Origin of the sequence: Pannus brasiliensis CCIBt3594, assembly GCF_036688125.1 — a bacterium.
In the GTDB taxonomy this organism is placed as follows: Bacteria; Cyanobacteriota; Cyanobacteriia; order Cyanobacteriales; family Microcystaceae; genus Pannus; species Pannus brasiliensis.
Map to the genome: position 1 here is coordinate 46,396 of NZ_JBAFSM010000018.1, position 25,161 is coordinate 71,556.

Below are 25,161 nucleotides of genomic sequence, written 5' to 3' on the forward strand. Positions count from 1 at the left end.
ACGACACGGCAACATTTATGAGCTTTTCTTTACCCAAAATCGATTTCTCGGTATTCGAGACGGCGGCGAAAGCATTTCGGGATTTTACCGGCTTATACACTTCTTCCGTCAATACTGCCGCCGACTGGAAACTTATACTCACTCACACCGGTTCTTTTACCGCCGAAATCTATTTAGGCGAGTATGACGAAATGGTGTCGAGAGCGATCGATCGAAAATCCGAGCTATACACTTGCGGATTCGCTATCACCTCCGCAAAGCTCATTTTTCAAGATGGCGAGGACACGCCGATCGACATAACGGGCGCGATTTAGCAACAAAAAAGGGGCTTCTAGCCCCCCGATTCTTTATCTGGAAAAACATACCTTTCAATTGTAGCTACGATGACCATCAGATCGAGAAGACAGCAACCATTTATCTGGCTCGACTTAGCCCTAGACGATTTCGATTTAGGCGTGGACGCGTTCCGGGTATACGTTCACCTCTGCCGACGCGCCGGGAAAGACGGTAACGCGTTCCCCAGTTACGCATCGATCGGGGAACACTGCTTTAAAGCCGATTCTCCGAACGTCAAACCCGAAAGCCTGAGACGGCGCGCGATGCGAGCGATTCAGGAATTGATTGAGAAGGGATTGATCGAGCGGGAAAGTCGATCGGGAAAAGGCGGCGCGGATACCACTAATAGCTATTGGATCAACGATCTAAAAGACTTGATATCGGCTTCTGCCGGTGACTATAAATCACCGGGGGGGGTGACTGACAATCACCGGGGGGGTGACTGTAAATCACCGGGGGGGGTGACTGTAAATCACCGGGGGGGTGACTGTAAATCACCCCCATATATTGAAGTAGATCCACTTCAAACAGATCCATCCGAAGTAGATCCAGATAAACACCCCCCTACCCCCCAACGGGGGGACGAGAGCGAACCCTCGATCAATGTTGAAGTGATTTCAGAAAATCCCGGAAGCTTCGCAGGCGATCGCCCCCCGACTACCGGCAGAGAATCGATCGATCCTCCCGTGCCAATTCAAAATCCGGGAGAAGGCAAATCTTCCGCCGCCCTCGCGCCCGTTGACCCGTTTTTCGGCAACCGGCGATCGGCCCTGTCCTACCAAAAACAGCAAGCTCTCGCGGAATCGCTGGTCGGGAGTCCGTTCGAGTCGATCGAATCGCAGGATGAATTTTATTCCCAGCTTTGGAATTACATTCGGGCCACTTCCCCAAAACTCGACCCCGGACAAGTCACGGGCATAGCCAAAGCCGCGCTGAAGCGAATTATGGAAGGCGCTCCCGACGCGGAGGATAGACGCGTTCTCACTCTATGGGAAAGCGGCAATTTAGGCAGATTTCAGGGGATGAAATACGACGCGATCGCCCAACGGCGATCGGACACCAAAGACCGGCTACAACAGACAGCCGCCCGATATTTCGCCGAAAAGGAGGTGGAAAATGCTTGATCAGGCTAATTTCTTAGCGTATCTGGGCGACTTTCTCGACGCTTACGATAAACAATCCGACAAGATTCTCGGAAATTCTCTGGCTTTCGCCGCTTGGTACGAGTATCTTTCGGCCAACCTCTCGGAATCGGAGTTAAAGCCCGCGTTACAGTGCGCCCTCGTTCATTTTGAATTCCTTCCCTCGCCTAAACAGGTCGTAGAAGCCTTTAAAGGCTCTCGTGAGGTCTTGGCCTGGGAAGAGTGGCAGAAGTGCGTTAACGCCTCGAAAAGCAGAAATACAGACGACATTCTGCTATCCCTTCAAGGTGATAAAGCCCTAGCATCGATCGGCGGATTCCCCCGCCTCGCCAGCGAAGACCCGAATAAGCTTCACTCGTTCGTCTCGAAAGAATTCGTTTCCCGTTGGGTCATGTACGAACGGGCGATCGCCGCCAAAGTGGTCGAACCCCCCGCGCCGAAGCTCAAGGCGGCGATCGAGGAACCCAAAACCGAGGAATGGAAGCCGTGGACTTCGGAAGCGTTAGCCCAATTTCGGGAAAACGGGAAAAAGATGTTTGGCGATAAGTGGGTCGATCGGGTTTTGGAAAATACAGGAGAGTAAGACTAACTAAAATGGATAAATTTTTTATAGGCTGGCATCAGCCAGTTAACGGGCCGTCTGGGTGTGGGAAGTTCGAGCGGTGCATGGTTTCCGTTAACCGATTACTCGATCGCCGCTCTTCTTTCCCCATCAACGAGTGGATCATGGATAGCGGCGCGTTTACCCGAATCACCTCAAGAAGAGGACATCTTTCTGCAAAGAAATACGCCTCGGAAATTAAGCGGTGGAAAACTAACGGAAAGCTTCTCGCCGCTGTCACTCAAGACTATATGTGTGAGGAAGTCGCTTTATTGGCCACGGGGCTATCCGTTGCCGACCATCAAAGATTGACTATCAAGCGGTATGATCGCCTTTTAGATTTAATCGGGGGCGAAGTTTACCTGATGCCAGTCGTGCAAGGCTACGAAATCTCCGAATATTTACAACATTTAGAATCGTGGGGCGATCGTCTTTCCCTTAATCAATGGGTGGGAGTCGGTTCGATTTGCAAGCGCAACTATAGACCCGCTCTTGTCGAGGCGATATTGATAGCGATAAAAACTGCCCGGCCTGACTTAAAGCTTCACGGCTTCGGATTGAAAAAAACCGCGCTTGCGAATCCCTTGATTTGGGATTTGCTGTATAGTGCCGACAGTCAAGCGCACGGACTGCTACCCATTGGGCGGCGATCGGGGAAAAAGTATTATGGGGCGAATGATCCGAATAAAGCGATCGAATATGCCCAAAGCCTTTTTCCGCCAACCGAGCATTCGATTTTTTATCAAAACCATGGAGAATAAAAGCAATGTGTGATTGTGATTACGAACTTCCCGAATTTAGTAACGCCATTTTTCGGAAAGCCCGAAAAGAGCATACGTGCAGTGATTGTGACACCCCGATCCAGATCGGAGAACAGTACGAATACACAACAGGCAAATGGGACGGAGAGATCCACACTTTTAAGCACTGTATGTCTTGCTCTCGCCTGTTCACTGTGATTCAGCAAAAGACAGGTCATTGTATGCCGTTAGGCGGATTAATTCAAGAAATGCGTGACTGTGAAATTATCACGTTCAACGAAGAAACCAAAAGATGGGAGAGCGAATACGACTGGATTACCTTCGATTCAGAAGATCCAGTTATCCCCAGATATTCCGATTCTCTGTTCGAGAAGTGCAAAGCCCTACGAGAAAAATACGGAGTCTAGCGGCTATGACCGATTCACGACAGATCGTTTTACACCCTTTAACCGAGCGTTTAAAAAATCTGGACGGGCAATTGAGGGGAAAAGAATGGCGTGACGTGTATTACTTGGTTCGCTCTTACGTGGCGCTCGATTTAGCCGATCGAGCGCGAGAGATTCGAGAAAAAACGGGTAAGCTGACCGCGCGGGATATTTTTCTACTAGCGATCGAGTTTAACCTTATTCCGAAACACGCCTTCGATTTTTTGGCATATCAGGGGGTTATTTCCGAAATCACTTACCAGCGTTTACGCGATCAGGGTTTGAAGCCTAATAAATTTCTCGAAGAGATTAAACAAGAACTGGAATACAAGGAGCTAATGCAATGAAACGCAAACAAAGAAGAAATCGTAACCGATTTAAAGTAGAGCTAAAAATTCACGGTTCTGCAAAATGGGCAAAAGACAAAAAGGTTACGTTCGTTTTGAAGGGCTATCTGTTCGGGAACTGGCTCGCCCAAGTTGATTGTTTTGGTGACTACGATGTTACTCACGCTCGATCGGGAATAATTATCTTTCGGTTAAATCCGAAAACGATTAAATCTCTTGAAGAGAGAGGGTTTTACATTTATCCGAACGAATCAAGAAAATCGCTCGCTTTTAGAATAGCGAGAAAATTACGGGGGTTAGATCTGCCTTTATGCCCCGATACGGATGTAGCCGATATGCTCCCTTCCGAACTAAGCGAAATAAAAAGCCAAGTTTTTACCAAGCTTGGCATAAGCTATAATTAGCCTATGAGGTTGCGATTCTACAACGTTAGCGAGCGAGGAAAAAGCCATGTAGTAACATTCATTTGTCCCAACATAACGCGAGACCATTCACCCACCCTTAGCGGTGGGTTTTTGCGTAGGTTCTTCCCAGGGTTAAAACCGCGCAGATCGCGAAACCGCGCGGTTTTTCTAGAGACTGGGATTTTTTTAACCACTGTTGATGTTTTTGGCGGCGATCGGGAATAATAAGAAATGTATAGAGCGTTTTGCGCGTATGATGGATGCCTCTTTACAGCGGGTTTTGGAGAAACAGCGGCGGCGGATCGAGTTTAATAATTCCCGGCTTAGGAGGGCGCGGGAACGGGGGGCGGAGTGTAAGGTGCGGGGGCGAGAGCTTCGGTTCGGGGGGGAGGAGAACGCGGTGGCCCGGCAGAGGATTCGGCAGATGCTGGATCAGGGGTGGACTTATCGCGAGGTCGCCAGTTGGTGGGATACTCAGCCCAGTACGATCGAGCGGATTTATAAGCGAGTCGGGCAGTATAAGAAATTATGATCGCGTTCCGAACTATTGCGAATAAGCTGAAAATTCCCGAGTCTACGGTTAGTTTCTGGAATAATAAGGGAATATTGCCGAAAAGCGAGGATATTTGTGAGATAGCGGCTTGGATTATCGAGTATTATAAGGGTCAATTAGAGGAGGAAAAGGCTAAAAAGTCGGGGAAAGGTGGACAATCCGCTTACTTTGAGGAGAAAACGCGGCTCACTTCCGCTCAAGCGGATAAGGTGGAGTTAGAGAACGCGGTGAGGGCGGGGGAATTGTTCGAGGTGGCGGCGGCGGAGAGGGCGTGGGAGGACTATATCGGCAGGTGTCGGAAACGTCTTCTCGGTCTTCCCGCTAAGGCGGCCGCGGAATTGGCGGCGATGAGCGATCCGATCGCCGTTCAGGAATATTTGAAGGATCGGGTGGATGAGGCACTTTGGGAACTAAGCCGGATCGATTTTGAAGACGAGGGGGAATCTAGCGAATCCGAGGGAGAGGCTAGGGCGGAAGGGTAAGGCGCTCTGGCCACCACCTCCCACGCTGTCGATCTCCGAGTGGGCGGATCGTTACCGGATGCTCTCGCCGGAGGCTTCGGCGGAACCGGGCCAGTGGAGAACGGCGCGGGTTCCCTACACGCGGGAGATCATGGATACGGTGGGTCGCTATCGGGAGACGGTGTGGATGGCATCGGCTCAGGTCGCGAAAACCGAGATTTGTCTGAACACGCTCGGCTACTATATGAGCCAAGATCCGGCCCCGTCGATGTTGGTCGAACCGACGATCGATATGGCCGAGGCGATTTCTAAAGACCGGATCGCGCCGATGTTACGGGATACTCCTATCCTTAACGGATTGGTGAAGGATAGGCGATCGAAGGATTCCGAGAACGCTATCCTCCATAAGTCTTTTCCGGGGGGACAACTCACGATGTCGGGGGCGAATTCTCCCGCGTCTCTCCGTTCGCGACCGAAGAGGTTCATGCTGTTAGACGAGATCGACGCTTACCCGTTCAGCGCGGGGGCGGAAGGCGATCCGGTGACTCTGGCGGTCAAGCGAACGGTGACGTTTTGGAACCGTAGGATCTTCTACGTTTCGACCCCGACGATCAAGGGGGTCTCGCGGATCGAGAAACTGTGGGAGAAGTCGGATAAGCGGTATTATTTCGTTCCCTGTCCCCATTGCTCGAAAGAACAGCGATTCGTCTGGGAGCGGGTAAAGTGGGAGGAAGAGAAAGATTCCGACAGAGTAACCGCGTGGTACGAGTGCGAACACTGCGAGGGGCGCATTACCGACGCTCATAAGCCGGCGATGTTGGCGGCGGGTCGGTGGGTTGCGACCGAGCGGAAAAATTCGGTACCGGGATTCCATATTTGGGAGGCTTATAGCCCGTGGGTGAAGTTTCACGAGATTGTTCGGGATTATCTCGACGCGAAGGACGATAAGAATCAATTACAGGCTTTTTGGAATACTTCGCTGGGATTGCCGTTCGAGCAGGAGGGGGGCGAGGCTCTCCAGTGGCGGCAGTTGATGGCGAGGGCGGAACCCTATCGGCCTCTGTCGGTTCCGCGGGGCGCTCTCCTGTTGACGGCGGGGGTGGATGTTCAGGCGAATCGCTTGGAGTGTTCGATCTGGGGGTGGGGCCGGGGCGAAGAGGCGTGGCTGATCTACCATGTCGTGCTGTACGGCGATCCGCTTCAAGAGGAGGTGTGGGAACAATTGGACGCGATTCTCGGCGCTACCTACACGCACGAGTCGGGGGAATTGGCGATTTCGGCGATGGCGATCGATACGGGATATCTGCCCGATCGGGTCTACAGCTTCACCCGCAAGCGCGCCCGGTGCTACGCGGTGGCCGGGTCTACTAGCGCGGGTCGTCCGGTGGTGGGTCGTCCGTCGCTTCAGGAGGTGAAGGGGACGAACGGGAAGCCGTTGAAGAAAGGGGTCAGCCGGTGGCCGGTGGGAACGGATACGGTGAAGTCGGCGATTTACGCCCGGTTACGCCTCGCCGAACCGAGGGCGGGATACTTGCACTTCTATCAAGGGGTGGAGGATGAATACTTTCAGCAGTTGTGCGCGGAGAAGGTGGTCACGAAATTTTTGAAGGGATATCCTAAGCGGGAGTGGGTGAAGATCCGTCCGAGGAACGAGGCGCTGGATTGTCTGGTTTACGCTTACGCCGCCGCCCACCTTGCGGGATTGTTGCGGATTAACTGGGATAAGTTGGAAGCGGCGTTATTCCCGCCTCCCCCGGCGGAAGAGAAGAAAGATCCGCCACCGTCTCCCCCGCCACGGGAACGGAAACCGTGGGTCGATCGGGAGCGATGGCGGAATTTTCGGGATAGATAATTGTCCGAAATTACGATCGAGGTAGGAACTCACGCGCGCGCATCATGACACCCACTCTCGGAATTCCTCCCAAAATTGTGGCCGGCGACTCGGTAAGCTGGTCGGATCATTTGCCTGATTACCCTCCCTCGGCGGGGTACGAATTAAATTACGCGATTCGGGGCGCGTCGGGAATGCCGGTTAACGTGACCGCCACGATCGAGGGAGGCGATTTTCTCTCGACTCTAACCCCCGCTCAAACCGCGGATCTCGCCCCCGGCGCTTACTACTGGCAAGCCTTCGTTACTAGGGGGATAAACGTGAGGATCACGGTCGGTTCCGGGCGGTTGGAAGTGGCCGCCAATCTCGCGACCGCGGACAATTACGACGGGCGATCGGAGGCGGAACGGGAATTAGCCGAGGTTCGGAAGGCGATCGCCCACGTTCTGAGCGGCGGCCAGTCGTACAAGATTCACGAGCGGGAGTTTACCCGCGCGGATCTCGAAATTCTAATGGCGAGGGAAACCCAGTTACGGGTACGGGTGGCGCGGGAAAAGAACGGATCGTCGAACGTTAAAATTCGCTTTAGGTAGGATATGGGGAAAAAGAATAAGAAAAAGAAAAAATCTCCCCTTCCCGTCACGGAAAAGCGGGGATACGACGCGGCGCGCCGAACGCGGGCTACTTTCGATTGGAAAACTTCCTCGGCTTCGGCGGATTCGGAATTGACCGACCTGCCCGCGCTCCGGAACCGATCGCGCGACCTCGTGCGGAACAATCCTTATATCAAGAGGGCGATCTATACCACGATTCCCGATAACGTGGTGGGCGCGTCGGGGATTCGCTTTCAGTCTCAGGTGAAACGGAAACGGGGCGATCGCCTCGACGACGCGATCAACACGCAGATAGAGGAGGCGTGGCAGGAGTGGCAGGAGGCGGCGTACTGTCACACGGCCGGGAAATTGACTTTCGCGGGAATCCAGCGTCTCGCGATCAAGTCGGCGGCGGAATCGGGCGAGATCCTGTTCCGGCTTGTCCGTCGATCGTTCGCGGGGTCTTCGGTCTCGCTCGCGGTGGAAGTTTTGGAGGCGGATCAGCTTTGCGAGACCCACACGATCGGGAACTACGGGGACAACGTGGTGAAGATGGGGGTGGAGTTTGACGAGTGGCTTCGTCCCGTCGCTTACCACTGTTACCCGTACCACCCCGGCGATACCCGTTTTCGGAGCGCGACCCGGAACGCTCGTTTAGTACGAATTCCCGCGGACGAGGTTATTCACTTTTTCATCACCGATCGCCCCGGCCAGTCGCGCGGGGTTCCGTGGCTTCACGCCGCTATCTCCCGGATGAGGCAACTCGGGGAATTCGAGGAAGCCAAAATCATGCAGGCGCGAGTACAAGGACTCGTCGCGGCTACCGTGGAAACGGGAGATCCGGAATTAATCGGATCGGGCGATTTGGAAAATAAGGAAGGGTTGATCGAGGATCTCGAACCCGGAATCATTAAGTATCTCGCGCCGGGGGAACGATTTCAGGGATTCGCGCCGACTAGCCCGAATGATAACGGGAAGGAATTTATTAATTCTCTCCTGCGATCGGCGGCGATTTCCCTCGGCCCGAGTTACGAGGGTTTCACGGGCGATTATTCCCAGGTGAATTTCTCGTCGGCGCGGACGGCGAAGCTTCAGGAACAGGACTGTTACCGCTATTTACAGCGGTGGGTGATCGATGATTTTCTCACGCCGCTTTATAAGATTTGGCTCGATCAGGCGGTTCTCTCCGGGCGGGTGAAGATCGACGATTATTTTCAGAACCGGACTTTTTACTGCAAGCCTAAATTCACGCCGCGCGGGTGGAGTTACGTCAATCCCCAACAGGAGGCGGCGGCGAATCTGCTATCGGTTCAAGCCGGGTTCACGACGCTGACGGACATCGCGGCGGAGAACGGGCGGGATCTGGAGGAAATGGTCAAGACTCGCGCGAGAGAGTTGGAATTGTTCCGACAGTACGGAATCCCGCTCGATAGCACTCCCGCGCCCGTGAGTGAGGAACCGGTGATCGTTGGCGAGAAGGCGTGGAAACAGGAAATGCTGATCCGGCAGTATCGGCGGAATCAGGCGCTTTGGAATCGGGAGTAAATCGGAAAGTATTTCCGATTCGAGTTTTGTCCGAATTTACGATCGAGGTAAGGAATAGAGGGATACTATGGTCGCGACTCAGGTTAAAGCGCCGGAAACGGGAAAGATTTTCACGAGAGAATTCACCGCAAAAGTTCGGGCGGTAGAGGGATCTTCGGATAGAATAACGTTTTCTTTTTCTTCGGAGGAACCGGTCGATCGCTGGTGGTATAGGGAAATTCTCAGCCACGAACCGGGCGCGTTCGATTTAAGCCGGGTTTCGGGAATGAATTGGCTATGGAATCACAAAATGGATGTGGTTCTCGGCAAGGTCGAACGGATTTGGTTGGGGGACGATAAACGGCTGTACGCGGAAACGCGCTGGTCGAAAAAGCCCAGCGTTCAAGACTTCAGAATCGACGTGGAAGACGGGATTCTCACGAATATGTCGTTTGGATATTCGGTGGAAGAATACCAACGACAAGCGATTCCCGCTCAGGATGATGTCGATCCGGAAGAGGATGATATTGACGAGGAATGTCCGACTTATATTGGGACGAAGTGGAAAATTTACGAGATTAGCCTCGTTTCGGTTCCCGCCGACAGCACGGTGGGTATCGGGCGCGCTCTGTCCGAATTTACGATCGAAGAAAGACGACCTACTCAGGGAGGAATCGAGGTGAGTGAAGCGGCAGTATTAGAGGAAAGAGCAAAAGAGACCAATCGAGTCCGCGAGATTTTGGCGGCGGCGGAATTTTTCCATCTGCCGGATCTCGGTCAGACGCTCGTGGAAAAGGGAACCTCGATCGAGGAAGCCTATAAAATTTTCAGGAAAGAAGCCAATCCGGAGCAAAACCCGGTAGCAACGCCGATCGATCTCGCTCTCGGACTGAAAAACGCCGATCAGCAAGAATATTCAATCCGGAAAGCGATTCTCGCGGCCGCCTACGGGCGGAGTAGTACCGAGGGGCGCGAGGCTGGGCGCGAGTGGGAATACAGCGACGAAATCGCCAAGCGGATCGGCAAATCGAAACCGGAAAAATCGATTTTTATTCCGGTGAGAGATTTAAAGGTTTTCGCTGGCCAGCAACAACGCGCGTCGTTAATCGCGGGAGATAACCAGTTTGGAGGCTTCACGATCGATACCGAGCTTCGCGCTCAAGACTTTATCGATCTTCTCCGAAATCAGGCAAAAGTGATGATGCTGGGGGCGACACTCCTAACCGGACTAGAGGGGCCAGTTAATATCCCCCGACAGGCCAGCGCGGGACAAGCTTTCTGGCTCGGCGAGGAAGCGTCGATCACGCCGTCCCGCCTTGGATTTAACCAGGTCGGGCTACGGTACAAGACGGTTGGTGCGAGACAATCCTACACGCGGGATTTAATGTATCAAAGTTCGCTTGATATTGAAATGTTGATCCGGATGGATCTAGCGATGATTCTCGCGTTAGCGATCGATAAAGCGGCTTTATGGGGAACTGGAATGAATAATGAGCCGCGGGGAATCGCGAATACCGCAGGGGTTAATTCGATCGATCTCGGTACGAACGGCGGCGAGTTAACGTGGTTTGACGTGGTAAACGCGATTAAATTGGTCAAGAAAAACAACGCGGCGATCGGGGCGATTAGTTGGCTCGGTAACGCGGAAGTTGAAGCCAAGTTGATGACCACCCCGAAACAGGCCGACGGGGTTGAAGGAAACTTTATTCTTTCCGAGCCTGGAATGATGGCGTATCCTCGACTTTGCGGCTATCGGTTCGAGACTTCCGAGCAAATTCCCTCGGATCTGGAAAAAGGAACGGGTATCAATTTAAGCGGTTTAGTTGCCGGGGTTTTTAGTCAGGTTGTTATCGGTCAGTGGGGCGTTCTGGAAATCGAGGCGAATCCTTATTCTGGCGAGGTTTGGCCGAAAGGAGCGTTCGACGTTCGGGCGATGCAATCGGCCGATGTTACTCTCCGTCACGAGGAAAGTTTTACCGTATTCACCGATATCGTTACTGCATAAAGAGAAATATGAAAGTCAAAGTTCGGAAAAGTTTTAATGTTGAATTGAAGCGGGAAGGCGATCGTCAGCGCTATTCCGAGGGCAAAATTCTCGAAATCACCGACGAAGAATACAAGCTGATCAAACATCAGGTTGAAATTGTTTCCAGCACGAAACCTAGTAAAGAATAATTATCCACCTTCACCATCTCAAGAAAATTATGCCTTTAGTCAAAGTTAAAGACGGATGCGCGATCGCTCACGCTAATGTCGATTACGTTGCCGGGGATGTTGTCAATCTGCCCGAGGAATATATCGGCTTTCACGGGCAGAGTGTTGACCGATTGCCGGAAGAACCCGATCGAGAGGAGGTTTCCCCCGAGGGAAAGTCTCCAGTTCTAAATCTAGAAGACGAAGAAAGTCCCGACTATGATTGAAGAGACGTTATCTAGTTTTTTCGAGGATTTCGGGGTAGTCGCGCGACGGGCCGATAATTCCGAATTCCTCGTTTTTTTTGACGAGTCACATTCGCCGATGGAGGTGGGCGCGGAGGGGCGATCGATCGTTGCTACCTGTCCGACTTCCGAGGCGAATTTCGATCACGGGGACACGTTAGAAATCGACGGGAAAAGTTATTCGATCGTCGGGGTTCGTCCCGTGGATGACGGCAAGATTACCGAACTGGATTTGAGGTATGAGTAAATATAACGATGTGTTCGCAAAACGATCGGACGGCTCTGAATTCTTGGTTTTGATTGATAAATCGATAAGACCGGTTGCTAAAGGCGAATTAATGGTCGTTCTTTGTCCAACTTCGGAAGTAAATTTTAATTGCAATGATACGCTAGAAATTTATGGAAAAACTTACTTGATTGTTGGTATTCGTCCCAAGGAAGGCAAAGTTACCGAATTGGATTTGAGGTATGAGTAGCGCGCGGCAGAAGATTTTAGAGGATCTGAAAGGGCTTCTCGAACAGATTCCCGAGTTTCCGAAGGTTTACTACTGGAAGGATCTCGATTTCCAGTTCGAGGAGAACGCGATCGAGTTCCGCGACCCGATCGAGGACACTAAGAGCGTTAACGTCCCCTATCAGAAATGCCTGTACGTGGTCGTTTCCGCGGTGAAGTTCACGGATAATCTGTTAGAGGACGGGAGCCAGATTCTGGCGATTCTGGAGGGGGCGATCGTTAAACTTTCTGTCACGCCTGGAAACGTATCGCTTAAATCAAACGAGAAAGTCGTCCAGACTAAGGGGAAAACGGCGATACGGGTGGTTGTCAAGATCGAGGTTGTTTACCGCGAGGAACTAGAAGATTCACCAACCTCGCCGTAGAACGACGAGGATTGCCGGAACCAATTCTGGCGACGTAAGAGGTGAATAGCCCGTAGAGCCGCTAGATGCCACAGACTTCCGAATACTTCCCTCGTTCGGATTATCTCTAAGCCCGATTGGTCGGGCGTTGGGTAAGGCCAAGCCATGTTTCTAGCGGTGGGCGAAGGGACTTAAACTCGAATTCGAGGATTATCTCCTTATGCTAAGAGTACCCGTGATTTCCCCAGACAATCGACCGTTAATGCCGACCAAAGCGAGTCGGGCGAGACGGTGGATTCAATCCGGCAAAGCGATCGGCAAATTTAACGACCTCGGACAATTCTACGTCCAACTACTCGAATCGCCGAGCGACACCCGAACCCAACCGATCGCGGTCGGCATCGACCCCGGTAAAAACTACACGGGAATCGGTGTCGTATCCTCCCTTTTCACGCTCTGGACGGCTCACCTAGAGCTTCCCTTTAAAAAAGTGAGAGAGCGGGTGGACAATCGCCGATTAACGCGACGGGGACGGAGAAGTAGACGGATAAACCGAAAAATCCCCTTCGCCCTCAGAGCGCACCGTCAAAAAAGGTTCTCGAACCGGAAACAGGGGAAATTACCCCCTTCTATCCGAGCGAACCGTCAACTAGAGATCCGGGTCGTCTCCGAACTCTCGAAAATCTTCCCGATTACCGACATCTATTTGGAGTACGTGAAAGCGGACGTTGACCTAACATCGGGAAGATCGTCGGCTAAGTCGGGGAAAGGATTTTCCCCCGTTATGGTCGGACAGAAATGGGCGCTCGAACAACTAGAACAATTCGGGTCCGTTCACACCCGTCTCGGGTGGGAGACCGCCAATCTCCGAAACCATCTAGGGCTAGAGAAATCGAAGAAAAAATCCGAGCGCTCTTTCAACAGCCACGCGGCTGACGGGGTAACGTTAGCCTGTTTCCGATTTCTCGATTACCGACCGTTCCGAACCGCCAACACGCGCGGTCACGAGTGGAAAGGCGGTGTCACCCTGACACCCGCTCCTTTTGCCGTGATTAAACGTCCCCCGATTAGCCGTCGCCAGCTTCACCTGATGGTTCCCGCCAAGGGAGGGGTCAGACGGAAATACGGGGGAACAACGACAAAATTCGGTCTACGCAAGGGCGATCTCGTTAATAGCCCCAAAGGAATCGGTTATGTCAGCGGACAGACCGAAAAACAGTTATCTGTTAGCGATGCCAATTGGAAACGATTGGGACAGATAGCCTCTAGTAAAGTAACGTTAATCCGACGCTCTACCGGTTTGATAGTTACTTACTAGAGAAATATAAAGCCGTCCTCCGCTTCGCTAAAGGACGGGGTTTCAAACCCAGAATTTTCGATGAGGATTTTAGCTTTAACTGTTTTGTTCTGCGCGGGAATTTTCTTGGCATCCGCCGCTCATACTACTCCCTCGGACTCGTCGCCTAAAGAGTCTCAATCGTTAAATCTCGGAAAATTATTCGAGGATAATATAGTTCCTATTATCGGATTTATTATTTTTTTAACCCGATTGGAGTACAGCGTTAAAGAAATTAAAAAGGATATTGACAATCAAAATAAGCTTTTATCTTTAGAATTACAATCACTTCGTCTTAATATCGCGGAGGTAAAAACCGAGATTCACGAGACCTCGGCTAACGCAAAAGCCGAAATTCAACTGGTCACTAACAAGCTTAACAGTACAAACCGTATTCTTTTCAGCCTAGTCGATTTTATTAACAGCGATCGGAACGAGGACGGGAAAACGCTGTTCGTGGTCAGTAAGTTTGACAAATACGACTAGCGCGCTCTGTCCGAAATTACGATCGAGATAGGCTTCAGTTGAAAAGGAACGGAGAAGATGGTCAATAACCGCTACATCATGGGTCAGGGAAAGGTATATCTCGACTCGATCGACCCGGCCACGGGTTTACCGATGGGGAAAGCTCGGTTTGTCGGCAATGTGCCGGATGGGGGCTTGATGTTTAACATCGCCGTAACCAAGTACGAGCATAAAGAAAGTTTTACCGGGCAGGGGTTGATCGACGCGAGTATCGAGAGAGATCCCGTGACCACGGGGATGCTCCGGCTGGAAAGTTTCGATCGGGCAAATCTGATCCTCGCGTTTTACGGGGAAGGGGCGACGGTCGCGGGGGGAACGGTATCCGCGGAATCCCACACCGCGTATAAGGGATTCGCTTTCCAGTTGGCTAAGATGAATCTAGAAAGTTTTACCAGTCTGACTAATAATGCCTCGCCTCCCGTTCCTTACGTGAAAGGAACCGATTACACGATCGATCTGAAGAGCGGGATGGTGGAAATTCTCGCGGACGGGGCGATCGCTGACGAGTCGGAAGTTCGGGCGAATTATGTCGCGCTGGGTACGGAACGGGTGACGGGATTCGCCAAGACGAACGAGGAATTCTGGCTAATTTTTAACGGCAAGAATAAGCTAGACACGGATAAGCCGGTTAAACTTCAGATTTTTAAATGTCGATTCCAGCCGGCGAAGGCGCTCGATCTGATTAACTCGAATAACACTCAGGCGAATTTGGAAATGGATTTTTCCGCGATCTACGAGGAACGAATCGCCGAGATGGCCGCGTATAAAGGCGGTTTGTTTAGTATCGAACAAACTCAGGCGGCGTAAAGTTTCCCCGACGATGAGAAGATAATCGGGGCGTTCTCGCCCCATTTCTTAAGTATTTTCAGTGTTACCGTTAGCGGGGCGGGTTTCCCCGTTCCATTTTTTAGGAATATGTCTAGAAAGCAATTGGCGATTTTAATTCCCGCGCGGGAGTTCGATACTTCGATCGGCCCGATCACGTTGAAGCCTTTCCCGTTGAAGCATTGGAATAAGGTGTTCGATATGATTGATCGATATAAAGCTTTATTTCACGAAGACCCCATTACAGTCACCGGGAAGGATGGCAAACCGCAAACGGTGATGATGAGAATTTCGATAGAAGAGGCGCTCGTTATTTTACTTCAAAAGGCGGGAGAAAATTATTTAATTCTCAAGGATCTAGGGGAATTAATCTCGCTCTGTAGCGGCGTGGAAGTCGAGAAAATCGAGGAGCTTCAATACGATGAAATTGGCTCCCTGTTGATGGAGATCATCGATCAGAATGGTGATTTTTTTCGCCAGATCGGGGCGAAGATCAACGGGACGGAAACGCCGGAAGCGGAAGAAACGCCAGCGCCCGAAGCGGAAGCGCAGATGACTGGGGCCGAAGAATCTCCCGTTTAATCCGATTCGGCCATAGATGGCAAGATATCCAGAATTACAGCTTTCAACAGATTCAGCTATTTTTGGAATCTGCCCAAGCGATCGAGAGGGAAGAGCGACGGGTTAACCTTCTCGAATCCGCGCTCGCCGCTCAGGGGTCGCGGGATTCGATCGAGGAACGACTTAGGGATTTGGGGGCGTGATGGCAGGCGATTATTCTGGATTTAAGGCTATTGTTTCGGCGGTCGATCGCGCGCGGGAACAGATCATCGTCGAGAGCGAGAAACAGCTAGTCGTGACGCGCGCTATTCGCGAGGATCAGCGTCTCCAGCTTCCGGTTCTCGATCGCATCGCCGAAGCGTTCCGCACCCGGCTGACCGCCGTTCAGGAGAATTTCGCCGCCGTCCCGCGCCGGTTGGAAGTTCGGAATTTGAAGTTAGAAACGGGAACGGTGACGCTGACCGCCCGTAGCGTGATCGTCGAGACGCGCGGCGCGTTGGGGAATGCCCGACAGCAGGAGAAGCGCGACGATGAACGATTAGCTAGGGCGATCGGCGAACAGATGAAAAATGTTCGCGTTCAGGGCGGGGGGTTGGGAAATCCCCTACAGCTAATCGGCTTAGGTCTGTTCACGGGAATCGGATTCCAGTTCGGCGCAAATTTCGCGCGCGGGTTCGAGCAAACGTTTTCAAAAAGAACCGGGTTTAGTTCTAGGGGAGCGGGGAAGGCGATCGGGGACGTAGCGGGAACGCCGATCGAAAAAATACAATCTCTTGAATTACCAGAAAAACTTAAAGAATCCGCCGATTATTTCCTCAAAAAACTCAGATCGGTTCGATACGCGCTAGGAGAAGCGATAGCATCGGCGATCGAAGATGACGGAGATTTTACAAGTAAAGCAAAAACTTTTGGAAAAGTTTTGCAAGATGAAGGAAAAAAGTTTACCGATGGAATTAACGATGACTTAGCGAAAGCTGGAGAAGATTTTACTAATTTATTAAAAACTATTCCTAGTTTATTAACCTCTCCCCTAGATAGCTTGCTAAAAAAACTTCGTCAGGAAGCTTTACAAGATTTAGGGGAAGATTTGGTTAAAAAGCGAGCGGAACAAATCGCCAAAGAAAATAAACGTAGAAGCTCTGTTCGTGCTATTGATGATAACACTGAAGAATTAATTATTACGGTCGGTGGCTACGCGGGAGCTAGAGGTCTTTCTGGTCAAAGAATACCTAAAATTCTTTTAGAACAAGCCGAAGATAACGTAGCGGCTATCGCTGTAAATAATCCATCTACCGATATACCTAAAGATGTTTTAGAGGACAGAGATAAACGATGGAAGGCTTCTTTTTCGAGTGTCGCGCGCCCCAATATTCGCGGGTATTCTCCAGATGCGATCGAGATGGCCGCTCAAGCTTTAGCCGCTCTAGAAAAAAATCCCGAAATAAAAATTAAATTAGTCGGGGAAAGTGGGGGCGGGTTTGTTGCTGAAGAAGCGACCGCTTTATTAAATATTTTGGGTTACGGCGATCGGGTGCAAGGGTTAGGAATAGGAACTCCCGAATTAATTGGGGGTTTAGGTTTAAAAAACTTTAATAAATTGCTGTCGCCCGACGATCCGCTAGGATACGTTGCCGAAAAATTTGCAGATTTCGGATTAGCCAAACAAACCCCCGATCAGCAAATAAGAGGAGCGACACAGCACCCGATCGAGGGCTATATTCATTTACCCGAAGTTAGACAAAAGCTGTTTGGAGACGCTACAACAACGGCGGGAGAATCTAGAAAAGTTTTAGAGTTTGTAGATTTTAATGTTAAGGCTTCAGAAAAAGCAACAACCGAATCAGGAAAAAATTATTATAAAAATCAATTTGAAGGAAATTTAAAAGAAATTCAAGAAAGAATTCGATCGGCAACGGGAAAAACGGTTTTAAAAAATTTAAAACAAGCTGAAGAACTCTTAACGTCAGCTTTAAATAAGTTACAGCCTAGCAACACTCCAAAAGCTGAAGAACCGAAAAAGCTGATCGATCGATACCTCGTTTATATCGACAAATTAATCGAAAGAGCGAGGGAGGAAGCCGAAAATCGGGTCAGAACGCTCGTTCCGAATTACGCAAACCTAACCATTCCCGAACGGAAAGAGTTCGCTCAACAGTTCCGAGCGGACATATCCAAAGAAATTAAGAAATTCCGAATGGCCGTGGAAGACGAGGAAGGCGAGATCGCGGTGGAAATCGGCGAAAGAATTCTCGGCATGATTCAGCCGGTTCGCAAGATTTACGAGGATCTGCTCGATAATCTCCCCGCGGACTATTCTGGCACTCGATCGATCCGCGGACAGTTGAAAACGTTGACCGCTGTTCAAAACGAGGTCTTACGAGGTCAACCGAACCAGAAAGGCCGGGCGAACAAGGGGTTGACGCAGATCGTCGGGGACGATACCGCCGAGGGATTGATTCAAGGTATCGAGGCGCGGCTGAACGAGGTAGAGGCGAGTGGGGAGGAACTGGGCGAGGCGGCGATCGAGGGGGCGAAAAACCGGCTCGGTATCGCGTCGCCGTCGAAAGCGTTCGAGCGGATCGGTCGGTGGGTGATCGAGGGATTCGAGAAAGGGGTTAGCGGTTTGGAAACCGCAACCGTAGAACAGATCGGCGGGTTCGTAGTGGCGACCGATCGGGGAGTTGCGACGCTCATCAATAAAACGAAATCGGGGTTCGATTCGCTGGTCGATAGCGTTTATAAGCGTTTTCCCATCCTGAAGGAACTGCAAGATTTGATCCTCGGCATCGGGGCCGGGTTCCTCGTCGGGAACGCACTGGAGGCGATCGTCGGGTGGGTGACGCAACTGGCAAACTCGTCTTTCGACGCGGTGACGGAACTTGAATCTATGCGCCGCGCTTTATCGTCGGTGTCGGGTAGCGCGGAAACGGGGGCGCGGGGACTAGCGTTCGTGCGGGAGGAGGCGAAACGACTGGGAATCGACCTACAGACCGCCGAAAAAGCCTACGCCGCATTGAAAGCGGTAACACAGAATAGTTCGATCCGCGGTTTCCAAGCCGATCGCATTTTCAGCACTTTCGCCGAGACCGCCGCTCTCCGGGGGCTGTCCAACGAGGAACAGTCAAGCTTATTCAGGGCTTTAGGGCAGATCGGTGGGAAAAACCTGAGCGCGGAAGAGGTCAAAGGCCAGTTGGGCGAGATTCCAGGGCTGGCGTTTGAGGCGACCCTTGCGCGGGCGTTGGGCGTGAGCGTCGCCCAACTGGGAGACATTTACAAGGAAGGAAAATTATCGGGGGCGGACGTTCTGCCGAAAGTGGCCGCGCAGTACGCCGCGGAAAACGCCGCGATTCAGGGAAGCTCGGAAACCACCGTTCAGGCACTCACCCGCTACCGGAACGCCGTCCTCAACCTTCAACGAGCGTTCGAGAGTTGGGTCGCTGGCTCGAAACCGTTCTTTAACGCTTTCGCCGCGGGAATCGAGAAGATTACCGAGTTAATCCCCGCTCTATTGAAGTATATCGGGATTTTCTCGACCTCCCTGTTGCTGGAAACCATCTTTTCGATCGGGGAATATTTCCTCAAATCGGCGGCGGCGCAAGCGGTTTTCGTGAACGGTTTGAAAGCCGTCGTTAGTCTGGGTCAATACGTCATTCCCCAGCTTCTCGCTTTCCTGAAAACGTTCGTTCTGGTGACGCTCGCGGTGGACGCGGTGACGAACGCTTTATCGATATTAAACAATAATCCTTTTCCCGAACTAACTAAAAATGTAGAAGCGGCAACGGCGCGCGTTAACGCATTGGAAAGAGCGTTAAAAGCGGCGGGACGAGCGACCCAAGAGATTAATCCCGATTTGCCGAACCGCGAGGAGGATATTTCCACTTCTGGAACGTGGAACCTTTTCGGGCTAGATACTAGATTTAATTTAGAGGGAACTAGAAAATTTTTACGACTGAGGACACGAGGGCAAGAAGAACTAGCAAATTTTCAAATCAATACGGGAAATTTGTTATCAAAGGTCGATCGCAACCTATCGGAACAGTTCGATTCTCAAAAGGTTCTCGCGGATATTAAAGAAATCGATAAGGAACTGACAACCATCCGATCGAGACGCTTCAACATTCCCGCGGGAGATAGAAAGGCTTATGATGCCTCGATTAAAGAGGAACAGAAGCTTTTAGAGAAACGGGACGAACTATTAAAAATAACTGCACAATTCCAGCAGAATTTACAGGCGGATAAGACCTCGATCGAGGCGACGCTGAAACTACTAGATGAACTGGTCGCGCGGAAAGGGATTACCGCCGACGCGGAAAAGTCGATCCGGGCGGCACTGGAATCGCGATTACAGGATATCGAGAAGACGAATACCACGTTCGAGGATCTGACCTCTAGCCTTGCCAAGAATGTAAACGCCCTCTCGCTCGCGTTGCGGAATCTGGGAGAAAACGCCGCTTATTTCAACGAGAATCTAGAGCGTTCCGCCACGAACGCGCGAACCCAGTTTATCCGGCGCGCGCGGGCCGCGGGATTGGGGAGCCAGCTAACCGACGTGGGGATAGACTCGATCGATCGCTCTACCCTCGAATCCCGCCTCGTCTTCCTGCGCGACCAGTTAGGCGCGGTTAACGAGTACCTGACAAAACCGGACTTTTCCAGCCTTCTCGACGAACTGCGAAAACAGGCCGAGGACGCGGGGCTGAACCTGGAAAACACGGCGACGATCGATCGACTGTTAGAAGAAAACCGCTCGCAACAGGAAACGGCGGTACTGAACGCCCTAAAAGAACAGCTACGGCTGAAAACCGAGATCGGGCAGACGGAGGAAAACCTAGAACGATCGATTTCCTCGGCCCGATCGACGCTGACCGACCTAAACCGTTCCGCCGAGGATTTTTTCTTTAACCTCACCCAGCAGATCCGCGAGGCGTTGGTGGAGGTCGATCGGATTCGGAATCGGCTGAGATACGGGAATCTGAGAACCCGTTTACAGCGCGCCCTCGTCCCCGGTTCGGATACGTTCGTCAACGGGCTAGTCTCCCAGATTCAGGGGATATTCGATCAAGCCTCGAACATTGTCGAACAGGTTCTCGGCCAACGTTCCGCCCGGATTAATTTCGCCGGGGAGCGCCGGGGGCTTCAAGCGGAGTTGGAAAATTTCACCCGCGGACTCGGGGGAGCGACAGAGGCGATCGAGATTTTCCGGCGATCGTTATTAGGAGGTGGGAGTCAGGAGTCGGGAGTCGGGAGTCAGGGGTCGGGAAATTTCCGCCCGACATCCGCGACGGGCGGCGCGAATTCCAAACAGCGCGCCCTGATCTGGGCGGCCAACCAACTCGGATTAAAACCCGAAGAACTGGGGGCGATCATTAGCTGGGAGACCGGCGGAACGTTTAACCCGGATAAGGTCGGCGGCGCGGGAAATAACTATCGCGGGTTGATCCAATTCGGGCCGCCAGAGCGGAGACAATTCGGGGTCTATCCGGGACAACCGTTCGAGGATCAGTTAAAGTCGGTTGTCGCCTACTTCCAAACTCGCGGATTTAAGCCGGGAATGGGCTTACTTCGCGCCTACGCTACGGTACTCGGCGGGAATCCGAACGTGAACGTTCACGCCCGCGATTCTTTCGGCACTTCGCCCTATTCCGCTTTCCTTAACCAGCTTTCCCCCGGAAAACCGCACTACGAGTCCGCGCGCCGTTTCCTCGCGGGGGCGCTCTCTCCGGGTCAGTCGGGTGGGAGCGGCGCGGCCGGCGGCTCCACTTCTCCCCCTCCCGTCGTTACCGCGCCGGTTATCCCCGCGGTGGATACGGATCGGGCGAGGGTGCTGACGGATACGCTCACCCGCGTTCGGGAGCGGCAGATTAATCTAGGCGACGCGTCGGTTCGGCAGGAAATTGAGAATTTTATCTTGAATCTCCAACAAACCCGCGAACAGATCCTGCGACAGATGGGCGACACCATTCGATCGACCCGGCAATCGGTGGTAGACGCGCGGAACTCGCTGGCCGACACCCGCGCCCAATACTCTCCCCAAACCCAGAGCGCCCAACTCCAAGGTGATCTACGGAATATCGAGAATCAGTTTAAATCTTTTGATAATCAGTTATTCGAGCAGGAAAGAAGCCTACAGGATAACGTCACGGGATTGGAGAAACTATTAGGGCAGATAACGCCCGTTATTGACGCGTTAAAATCGTCGGGAAACGCGGTCGATCGACAGTCGGCGGAATTTCTGCAAGGGCTGACGGGACAGATTACCCGTGACCGAGATTCCTATCGGGGAATGCTCGCGGAGATCCGATCGCTCCGGGAACAGTTGAAATCGGGGAAACTGGACGCGGAAGCGTTCGTTCAGGCTCAAGCCAAGTTACGGCAGATTCAGGCGGATCTAGAGCGGATCGGGATCGAGTTAACCGTGGCTCAAGGACAGAATAACGCGGAACTGGAGCGATCGATCGGGCTTCTCCAATCCCGCCAACAGTTAGAAGCCGATATACTGCAAATCTCTAGCGATTTCGCCGATAACGAGACGGAACGGACGAGACGGATCGGACTCGCGCGCGAACAGGCGAAAATCCGGGAACGGGAAATCGAGTATCAGTTCCAGAGCAAGAATCTGGCGAAGGAACTCGATATAATCTCCCAACGGTTAGCGATCGCCCAGAACCTGAGCAATTTAGGCAAACGCAACGAATTACAGCTATTAGAATCCCAAAAACAGCTAGAACAGCAGATTCTAGAGATTAAAAAGCAGTATCCCGACCTCGCCGAACAGGAACTCAGAATCCAACTGACGCGGGAGGCGGCCACCCAACGGGAACAGCAGTTCGAGAACGATTATCGGAATCAGAAACTGGAACGGGAGAAAGAAATTCTCGATCTCGATAATCAGATCGCGGAGGCGACGGCGGCCCGGTTGGAGGGTGACGGGCGGATATTCGAGGCGGCCGCCCTCCGGGAGCAGGCGGCGTTCGCGGCGGAACTCCTACGTTACGAACAACAGATCGAGGAAATCCGGCAGAGATATTCCGATGACCCGCAACGGGCGGATGAACTGATCCGCAAGGCCACGACCCTGCGAGATCTCAATCTGGGGGCGATCGATAAACAGTTCAAGGATCTAGGCGAGACGATCCAAGATATAGGCGCGAACGCTTTCGGGACGTTTATCGAGGATGTTCTGACCGGGACGAAATCGATCGGCGACGCGTTCGCGGATATGGCGAAATCGGTTCTCGGTTCGATCGCCCAAATCGCGGCCCGGATCGCGGTGACTTCCCTATTCCGATCGATCGGGTTGAATTTCGCGGAGGGCGGGACGGTTGCCAATTTCGCCGAGGGCGGCCCGGTGAAATCGGAAAGAAATTCCGTTTTACCTTTCCGCGGGATTCAGGAGGCGTTACGGAAAGAGGGACCGCGGGGCGTTCTCGCGGTGTTCACCCCCGGCGAGGAAATCCTTTCCCTCCGCTCCGGGGAAGCCCAGCGCTATCAGAAGTTAAAGGCGATATTCGGGAAAGACCCGCTCAAGCGTATCCCTAATTTCGCGGACGGGGGGACGGTGAGCGATAATCTTCTGGCCAGTCTCGGGCCGGGTTCGATCGCCCCTTCCCGTCTGCCGATCGATTTTGCGGCAAGTCGATCGCCTTCCGGATATTCCGAAAAATCGGTCACGGTCAATAACTATATTTCCACTCCAGACCTAGGAGGATTCCAGCGAAGCGAACGAACAATCGGCAGATTGGCGGCCGAATATATCGGGAGGGCGTGATATCATGGAAATACGAGTTCGACCCCACGCCAGGGCTGAAAGAGGCGGGTATTAATATTCCCGCTAAAAGGAGAGGTGAAAGAGTACAAAAACTCTTGTTGGTGAGGGACAACACCTTCATAGTCCTCCGTCCCTAGTAGCGAAGGCGAACGGGCGACGCTGTAAGCGGATAATCCTCTAACTCGATGTTTTAGCTTGCTCTTTTTTCAAAAGCGATCGCTCGGCAAACCTTGTCACAGCCGGGCGATTCGCCTTAGAGGTAAACCATGAAAGTATCAGAAAGCTTGGTAGAAAAGGCAAAAAGTAGGCAAGTCCGCTCATCGTGAACGAAAACCCTTGCAGGGATAGGGTTTAGTCAATCAAAGGTAGACTCGAAATCTACTTTAGGGTAACACCTAACGTGGGTTCAAATCCCACCCTCTCCGTTGTTAAAAACCTTGCTAAACTCCCGTTCTGTCGGGATTATCGCTCCGGGCGATTCTCTAGTCCGTATCCCGAGCGATCGAACGCGCTGTTTCGCAGTAACTTCTCGAAATCGGTCGCGGGGACGGGGGGACTAAACAGGAAGCCCTGAATCTCGTCACAGTGATTGGCGCGCAAAAAAGCGACTTCCTCTTCTTTTTCCACGCCCTCGGCGATCACGGTTAATCCCAACTGGTGGGCCATGAGGATCAGGGCGCGGACGATGGCGGCGTTTTTCGGATTGCGATCGATGTCCTTGACGAATACCCGATCGATCTTCAGGGTATCGAAGGATAACTGGTTTAAATAACTTAACGAGGAATAGCCCGTCCCGAAATCATCGATGGCGATTTTCACGCCTAACTCTCTCAGCGTGTTGAATCGCCGGGTGGCGACGCGTATATTCTGGATCAGCGTTCCCTCGGTTAACTCCAACTCTAACGCTCGCGGCGGGATTCCCGTGGTCTGTAGGATGGCGGTGAGATCGTCCTGAAATCGCTCTTTCTCGAACTGACGGGCCGATAGGTTCACCGAGAGCCGGGGCAATTTCAAGCCGAGCGAGTGCCAGTTTGTCCATTGCTCGCAGGCCGAGCGCAGTACCCACGCGCCCAATCGCTCGATCGAGCCGTTTTTCTCGGCGATCGGGATAAACTCGTTCGGGGGGATCAGGCCCCGATCGGGATGCGGCCATCGTACCAGCGCCTCGGCCCCGGTGATCTCGCGACTGCCGATCGAGATCTGCGGCTGATAGTAAACCGCTAACCATTCCCGATCGAGCGCTTGGATTAGTTCCGTTTCCAGGGGAGAACGATCGGGCGATCGCCAGATGGGGGCTTTCGGGGAGGCGACGATCGGCGGTCTATCCCGATTTTCGAGGGTGATGAGCGGATCGACGTTTTTTTCCCGCCCCCGATCGTTGTCGGAACGGATCTCGGCGTTTTTCCGTAATCTCGCCCCGATCGCCCCTAATAATTCATCTTCATCGAAAGGTTTGATAATATAGTCGTCCGCGCCCGCGTTCATGCCTCGCCGGGTTTCCTCGCGGGTCGCTTTCGCGGTCAGGAAAATAAAGGGGATCGAGCGGATCGCGGGATATCGCTGGAGTTCGCGTAAAACCTCGTACCCATCCATTCCCGGCATCATCACATCGCAGAGAATCAGATCGGGTCGGTCGCGAAACACGGACTGTAATCCCCGTTCCCCGTTTTCGGCCTCGATCACCTCGTAATTTTCCGAGGTGAGAATCTCTTGGATCAACTGTCGGATCGGCGCTTCGTCTTCAATAACGAGAATCCTAAAACTGGATAGCATTCTACAGGCTTGGAAAGGTCGGTTTTTTCAGATCGAGATGGCTATTGTTTACACTTTAACGCGTTCTTCCGCGAAGAGAACACATCGGACAATCCGGGG

The 25,161-nt window shown here is 52.4% G+C and carries 23 protein-coding genes and 1 tRNA gene; 23 read left to right on the forward strand and 1 reads right to left on the reverse strand.

The features are described 5' to 3' along the window. Positions 1 to 17 precede the first annotated feature (17 nt). The 23 genes from V0288_RS11110 to V0288_RS11220 all read left to right on the forward strand — a co-directional run bounded on the left by V0288_RS11110 (position 18) and on the right by V0288_RS11220 (position 23,714). Entirely contained in the window at positions 18 to 314 is a 297-nt protein-coding gene (locus V0288_RS11110; RefSeq protein ID WP_332865161.1) for a hypothetical protein, read from the forward strand. Between the two features lie 69 nt (positions 315 to 383). After that, positions 384 to 1,460, forward strand: a complete 1,077-nt coding sequence (locus tag V0288_RS11115) for a helix-turn-helix domain-containing protein (RefSeq protein WP_332865162.1) — start codon at positions 384 to 386, stop codon at positions 1,458 to 1,460. Then, complete coding sequence (locus tag V0288_RS11120) at positions 1,453 to 2,061, forward strand: hypothetical protein (RefSeq protein ID WP_332865163.1); 609 nt, start codon at positions 1,453 to 1,455, stop codon at positions 2,059 to 2,061. The genes V0288_RS11115 and V0288_RS11120 overlap by 8 nt, the downstream gene beginning before the upstream one ends. 83 nt (positions 2,062 to 2,144) lie before the next feature. Beyond that, the gene (locus V0288_RS11125; protein ID WP_332865164.1) at positions 2,145 to 2,840 is read left to right on the forward strand and encodes a deazapurine DNA modification protein DpdA family protein; all 696 of its coding nucleotides are present in this window, start codon (positions 2,145 to 2,147) and stop codon (positions 2,838 to 2,840) included. A gap of 412 nt (positions 2,841 to 3,252) precedes the next feature. Beyond that, positions 3,253 to 3,612 carry a hypothetical protein gene (locus V0288_RS11130; protein WP_332865165.1) on the forward strand — a complete coding sequence of 120 codons (360 nt, stop codon included), beginning with the start codon at positions 3,253 to 3,255 and terminating at the stop codon, positions 3,610 to 3,612. Then, the gene (locus tag V0288_RS11135) at positions 3,609 to 4,016 is read left to right on the forward strand and encodes a hypothetical protein (RefSeq protein WP_332865166.1); all 408 of its coding nucleotides are present in this window, start codon (positions 3,609 to 3,611) and stop codon (positions 4,014 to 4,016) included. Before V0288_RS11130 ends, V0288_RS11135 begins: the two co-directional genes overlap by 4 nt. A gap of 253 nt (positions 4,017 to 4,269) precedes the next feature. Next, positions 4,270 to 4,548 carry a helix-turn-helix domain-containing protein gene (locus V0288_RS11140; protein ID WP_332865167.1) on the forward strand — a complete coding sequence of 93 codons (279 nt, stop codon included), beginning with the start codon at positions 4,270 to 4,272 and terminating at the stop codon, positions 4,546 to 4,548. Next, positions 4,545 to 5,051 (forward strand): hypothetical protein, encoded by a 507-nt coding sequence (locus tag V0288_RS11145; protein ID WP_332865168.1) that lies wholly within the window; start codon positions 4,545 to 4,547, stop codon positions 5,049 to 5,051. The genes V0288_RS11140 and V0288_RS11145 overlap by 4 nt, the downstream gene beginning before the upstream one ends. Before the next feature lie 58 nt (positions 5,052 to 5,109). Continuing rightward, entirely contained in the window at positions 5,110 to 6,882 is a 1,773-nt protein-coding gene (locus V0288_RS11150) for a phage terminase large subunit family protein (protein ID WP_332865169.1), read from the forward strand. A 44-nt stretch (positions 6,883 to 6,926) separates the two neighbouring features. Then, entirely contained in the window at positions 6,927 to 7,454 is a 528-nt protein-coding gene (locus V0288_RS11155; protein ID WP_332865170.1) for a hypothetical protein, read from the forward strand. A gap of 3 nt (positions 7,455 to 7,457) precedes the next feature. Beyond that, positions 7,458 to 8,999, forward strand: coding sequence for a phage portal protein (locus V0288_RS11160; RefSeq protein ID WP_332865171.1), 1,542 nt, complete (start codon positions 7,458 to 7,460; stop codon positions 8,997 to 8,999). Positions 9,000 to 9,066: 67 nt separating this feature from the next. Then, on the forward strand, positions 9,067 to 10,983 hold the full coding sequence (locus V0288_RS11165) for a phage major capsid protein (RefSeq protein ID WP_332865172.1): 1,917 nt from the start codon (positions 9,067 to 9,069) through the stop codon (positions 10,981 to 10,983). An 8-nt stretch (positions 10,984 to 10,991) separates the two neighbouring features. Further along, the gene (locus V0288_RS11170) at positions 10,992 to 11,153 is read left to right on the forward strand and encodes a hypothetical protein (protein WP_332865173.1); all 162 of its coding nucleotides are present in this window, start codon (positions 10,992 to 10,994) and stop codon (positions 11,151 to 11,153) included. 29 nt (positions 11,154 to 11,182) lie between these two features. After that, positions 11,183 to 11,398 carry a hypothetical protein gene (locus tag V0288_RS11175; RefSeq protein WP_332865174.1) on the forward strand — a complete coding sequence of 72 codons (216 nt, stop codon included), beginning with the start codon at positions 11,183 to 11,185 and terminating at the stop codon, positions 11,396 to 11,398. Beyond that, positions 11,391 to 11,663, forward strand: a complete 273-nt coding sequence (locus V0288_RS11180) for a head-tail joining protein (RefSeq protein ID WP_332865175.1) — start codon at positions 11,391 to 11,393, stop codon at positions 11,661 to 11,663. Before V0288_RS11175 ends, V0288_RS11180 begins: the two co-directional genes overlap by 8 nt. After that, positions 11,656 to 11,892: a hypothetical protein gene (locus V0288_RS11185; protein ID WP_332865176.1), complete on the forward strand. Its 237-nt coding sequence runs from the start codon at positions 11,656 to 11,658 to the stop codon at positions 11,890 to 11,892. Before V0288_RS11180 ends, V0288_RS11185 begins: the two co-directional genes overlap by 8 nt. Continuing rightward, positions 11,885 to 12,295, forward strand: coding sequence for a hypothetical protein (locus V0288_RS11190; RefSeq protein WP_332865177.1), 411 nt, complete (start codon positions 11,885 to 11,887; stop codon positions 12,293 to 12,295). The genes V0288_RS11185 and V0288_RS11190 overlap by 8 nt, the downstream gene beginning before the upstream one ends. A gap of 199 nt (positions 12,296 to 12,494) precedes the next feature. Beyond that, positions 12,495 to 13,592 (forward strand): RRXRR domain-containing protein, encoded by a 1,098-nt coding sequence (locus V0288_RS11195; protein ID WP_332865178.1) that lies wholly within the window; start codon positions 12,495 to 12,497, stop codon positions 13,590 to 13,592. A 105-nt stretch (positions 13,593 to 13,697) separates the two neighbouring features. Further along, the gene (locus V0288_RS11200) at positions 13,698 to 14,096 is read left to right on the forward strand and encodes a hypothetical protein (RefSeq protein WP_332865179.1); all 399 of its coding nucleotides are present in this window, start codon (positions 13,698 to 13,700) and stop codon (positions 14,094 to 14,096) included. A 57-nt stretch (positions 14,097 to 14,153) separates the two neighbouring features. After that, the gene (locus tag V0288_RS11205; RefSeq protein ID WP_332865180.1) at positions 14,154 to 14,942 is read left to right on the forward strand and encodes a phage tail tube protein; all 789 of its coding nucleotides are present in this window, start codon (positions 14,154 to 14,156) and stop codon (positions 14,940 to 14,942) included. A 108-nt stretch (positions 14,943 to 15,050) separates the two neighbouring features. Further along, positions 15,051 to 15,542 (forward strand): hypothetical protein, encoded by a 492-nt coding sequence (locus V0288_RS11210; protein WP_332865181.1) that lies wholly within the window; start codon positions 15,051 to 15,053, stop codon positions 15,540 to 15,542. 181 nt (positions 15,543 to 15,723) lie between these two features. After that, a complete protein-coding gene (locus V0288_RS11215) occupies positions 15,724 to 23,289 on the forward strand; it encodes a tape measure protein (protein ID WP_332865182.1) in 7,566 nt (2,521 codons plus the stop codon). A 342-nt stretch (positions 23,290 to 23,631) separates the two neighbouring features. Next, positions 23,632 to 23,714: transfer RNA gene (locus tag V0288_RS11220), tRNA-Ser, on the forward strand. 37 nt (positions 23,715 to 23,751) lie between these two features. Here V0288_RS11220 and V0288_RS11225 read toward each other — a convergent pair. After that, a complete protein-coding gene (locus V0288_RS11225) occupies positions 23,752 to 25,062 on the reverse strand; it encodes an EAL domain-containing response regulator (protein WP_332865183.1) in 1,311 nt (436 codons plus the stop codon). Between the last annotated feature and the right edge of the window lie 99 nt (positions 25,063 to 25,161).

Coding starts and splice junctions, on each gene's coding strand:
- V0288_RS11160 (WP_332865171.1), top strand. CDS start 7,458: ATGGGGAAAAAGAATAAGAAAAAGAAAAAATCTCCCCTTCCCGTCACG.
- V0288_RS11150 (WP_332865169.1), top strand. CDS start 5,110: ATGCTCTCGCCGGAGGCTTCGGCGGAACCGGGCCAGTGGAGAACGGCG.
- V0288_RS11130 (WP_332865165.1), top strand. CDS start 3,253: ATGACCGATTCACGACAGATCGTTTTACACCCTTTAACCGAGCGTTTA.
- V0288_RS11145 (WP_332865168.1), top strand. CDS start 4,545: ATGATCGCGTTCCGAACTATTGCGAATAAGCTGAAAATTCCCGAGTCT.
- V0288_RS11165 (WP_332865172.1), top strand. CDS start 9,067: ATGGTCGCGACTCAGGTTAAAGCGCCGGAAACGGGAAAGATTTTCACG.
- V0288_RS11170 (WP_332865173.1), top strand. CDS start 10,992: ATGAAAGTCAAAGTTCGGAAAAGTTTTAATGTTGAATTGAAGCGGGAA.
- V0288_RS11155 (WP_332865170.1), top strand. CDS start 6,927: ATGACACCCACTCTCGGAATTCCTCCCAAAATTGTGGCCGGCGACTCG.
- V0288_RS11225 (WP_332865183.1), bottom strand. CDS start 25,062: ATGCTATCCAGTTTTAGGATTCTCGTTATTGAAGACGAAGCGCCGATC.
- V0288_RS11175 (WP_332865174.1), top strand. CDS start 11,183: ATGCCTTTAGTCAAAGTTAAAGACGGATGCGCGATCGCTCACGCTAAT.
- V0288_RS11185 (WP_332865176.1), top strand. CDS start 11,656: ATGAGTAAATATAACGATGTGTTCGCAAAACGATCGGACGGCTCTGAA.
- V0288_RS11210 (WP_332865181.1), top strand. CDS start 15,051: ATGTCTAGAAAGCAATTGGCGATTTTAATTCCCGCGCGGGAGTTCGAT.
- V0288_RS11125 (WP_332865164.1), top strand. CDS start 2,145: ATGGTTTCCGTTAACCGATTACTCGATCGCCGCTCTTCTTTCCCCATC.
- V0288_RS11190 (WP_332865177.1), top strand. CDS start 11,885: ATGAGTAGCGCGCGGCAGAAGATTTTAGAGGATCTGAAAGGGCTTCTC.
- V0288_RS11215 (WP_332865182.1), top strand. CDS start 15,724: ATGGCAGGCGATTATTCTGGATTTAAGGCTATTGTTTCGGCGGTCGAT.
- V0288_RS11195 (WP_332865178.1), top strand. CDS start 12,495: ATGCTAAGAGTACCCGTGATTTCCCCAGACAATCGACCGTTAATGCCG.
- V0288_RS11135 (WP_332865166.1), top strand. CDS start 3,609: ATGAAACGCAAACAAAGAAGAAATCGTAACCGATTTAAAGTAGAGCTA.
- V0288_RS11205 (WP_332865180.1), top strand. CDS start 14,154: ATGGTCAATAACCGCTACATCATGGGTCAGGGAAAGGTATATCTCGAC.
- V0288_RS11110 (WP_332865161.1), top strand. CDS start 18: ATGAGCTTTTCTTTACCCAAAATCGATTTCTCGGTATTCGAGACGGCG.
- V0288_RS11180 (WP_332865175.1), top strand. CDS start 11,391: ATGATTGAAGAGACGTTATCTAGTTTTTTCGAGGATTTCGGGGTAGTC.
- V0288_RS11120 (WP_332865163.1), top strand. CDS start 1,453: ATGCTTGATCAGGCTAATTTCTTAGCGTATCTGGGCGACTTTCTCGAC.
- V0288_RS11115 (WP_332865162.1), top strand. CDS start 384: ATGACCATCAGATCGAGAAGACAGCAACCATTTATCTGGCTCGACTTA.
- V0288_RS11140 (WP_332865167.1), top strand. CDS start 4,270: ATGATGGATGCCTCTTTACAGCGGGTTTTGGAGAAACAGCGGCGGCGG.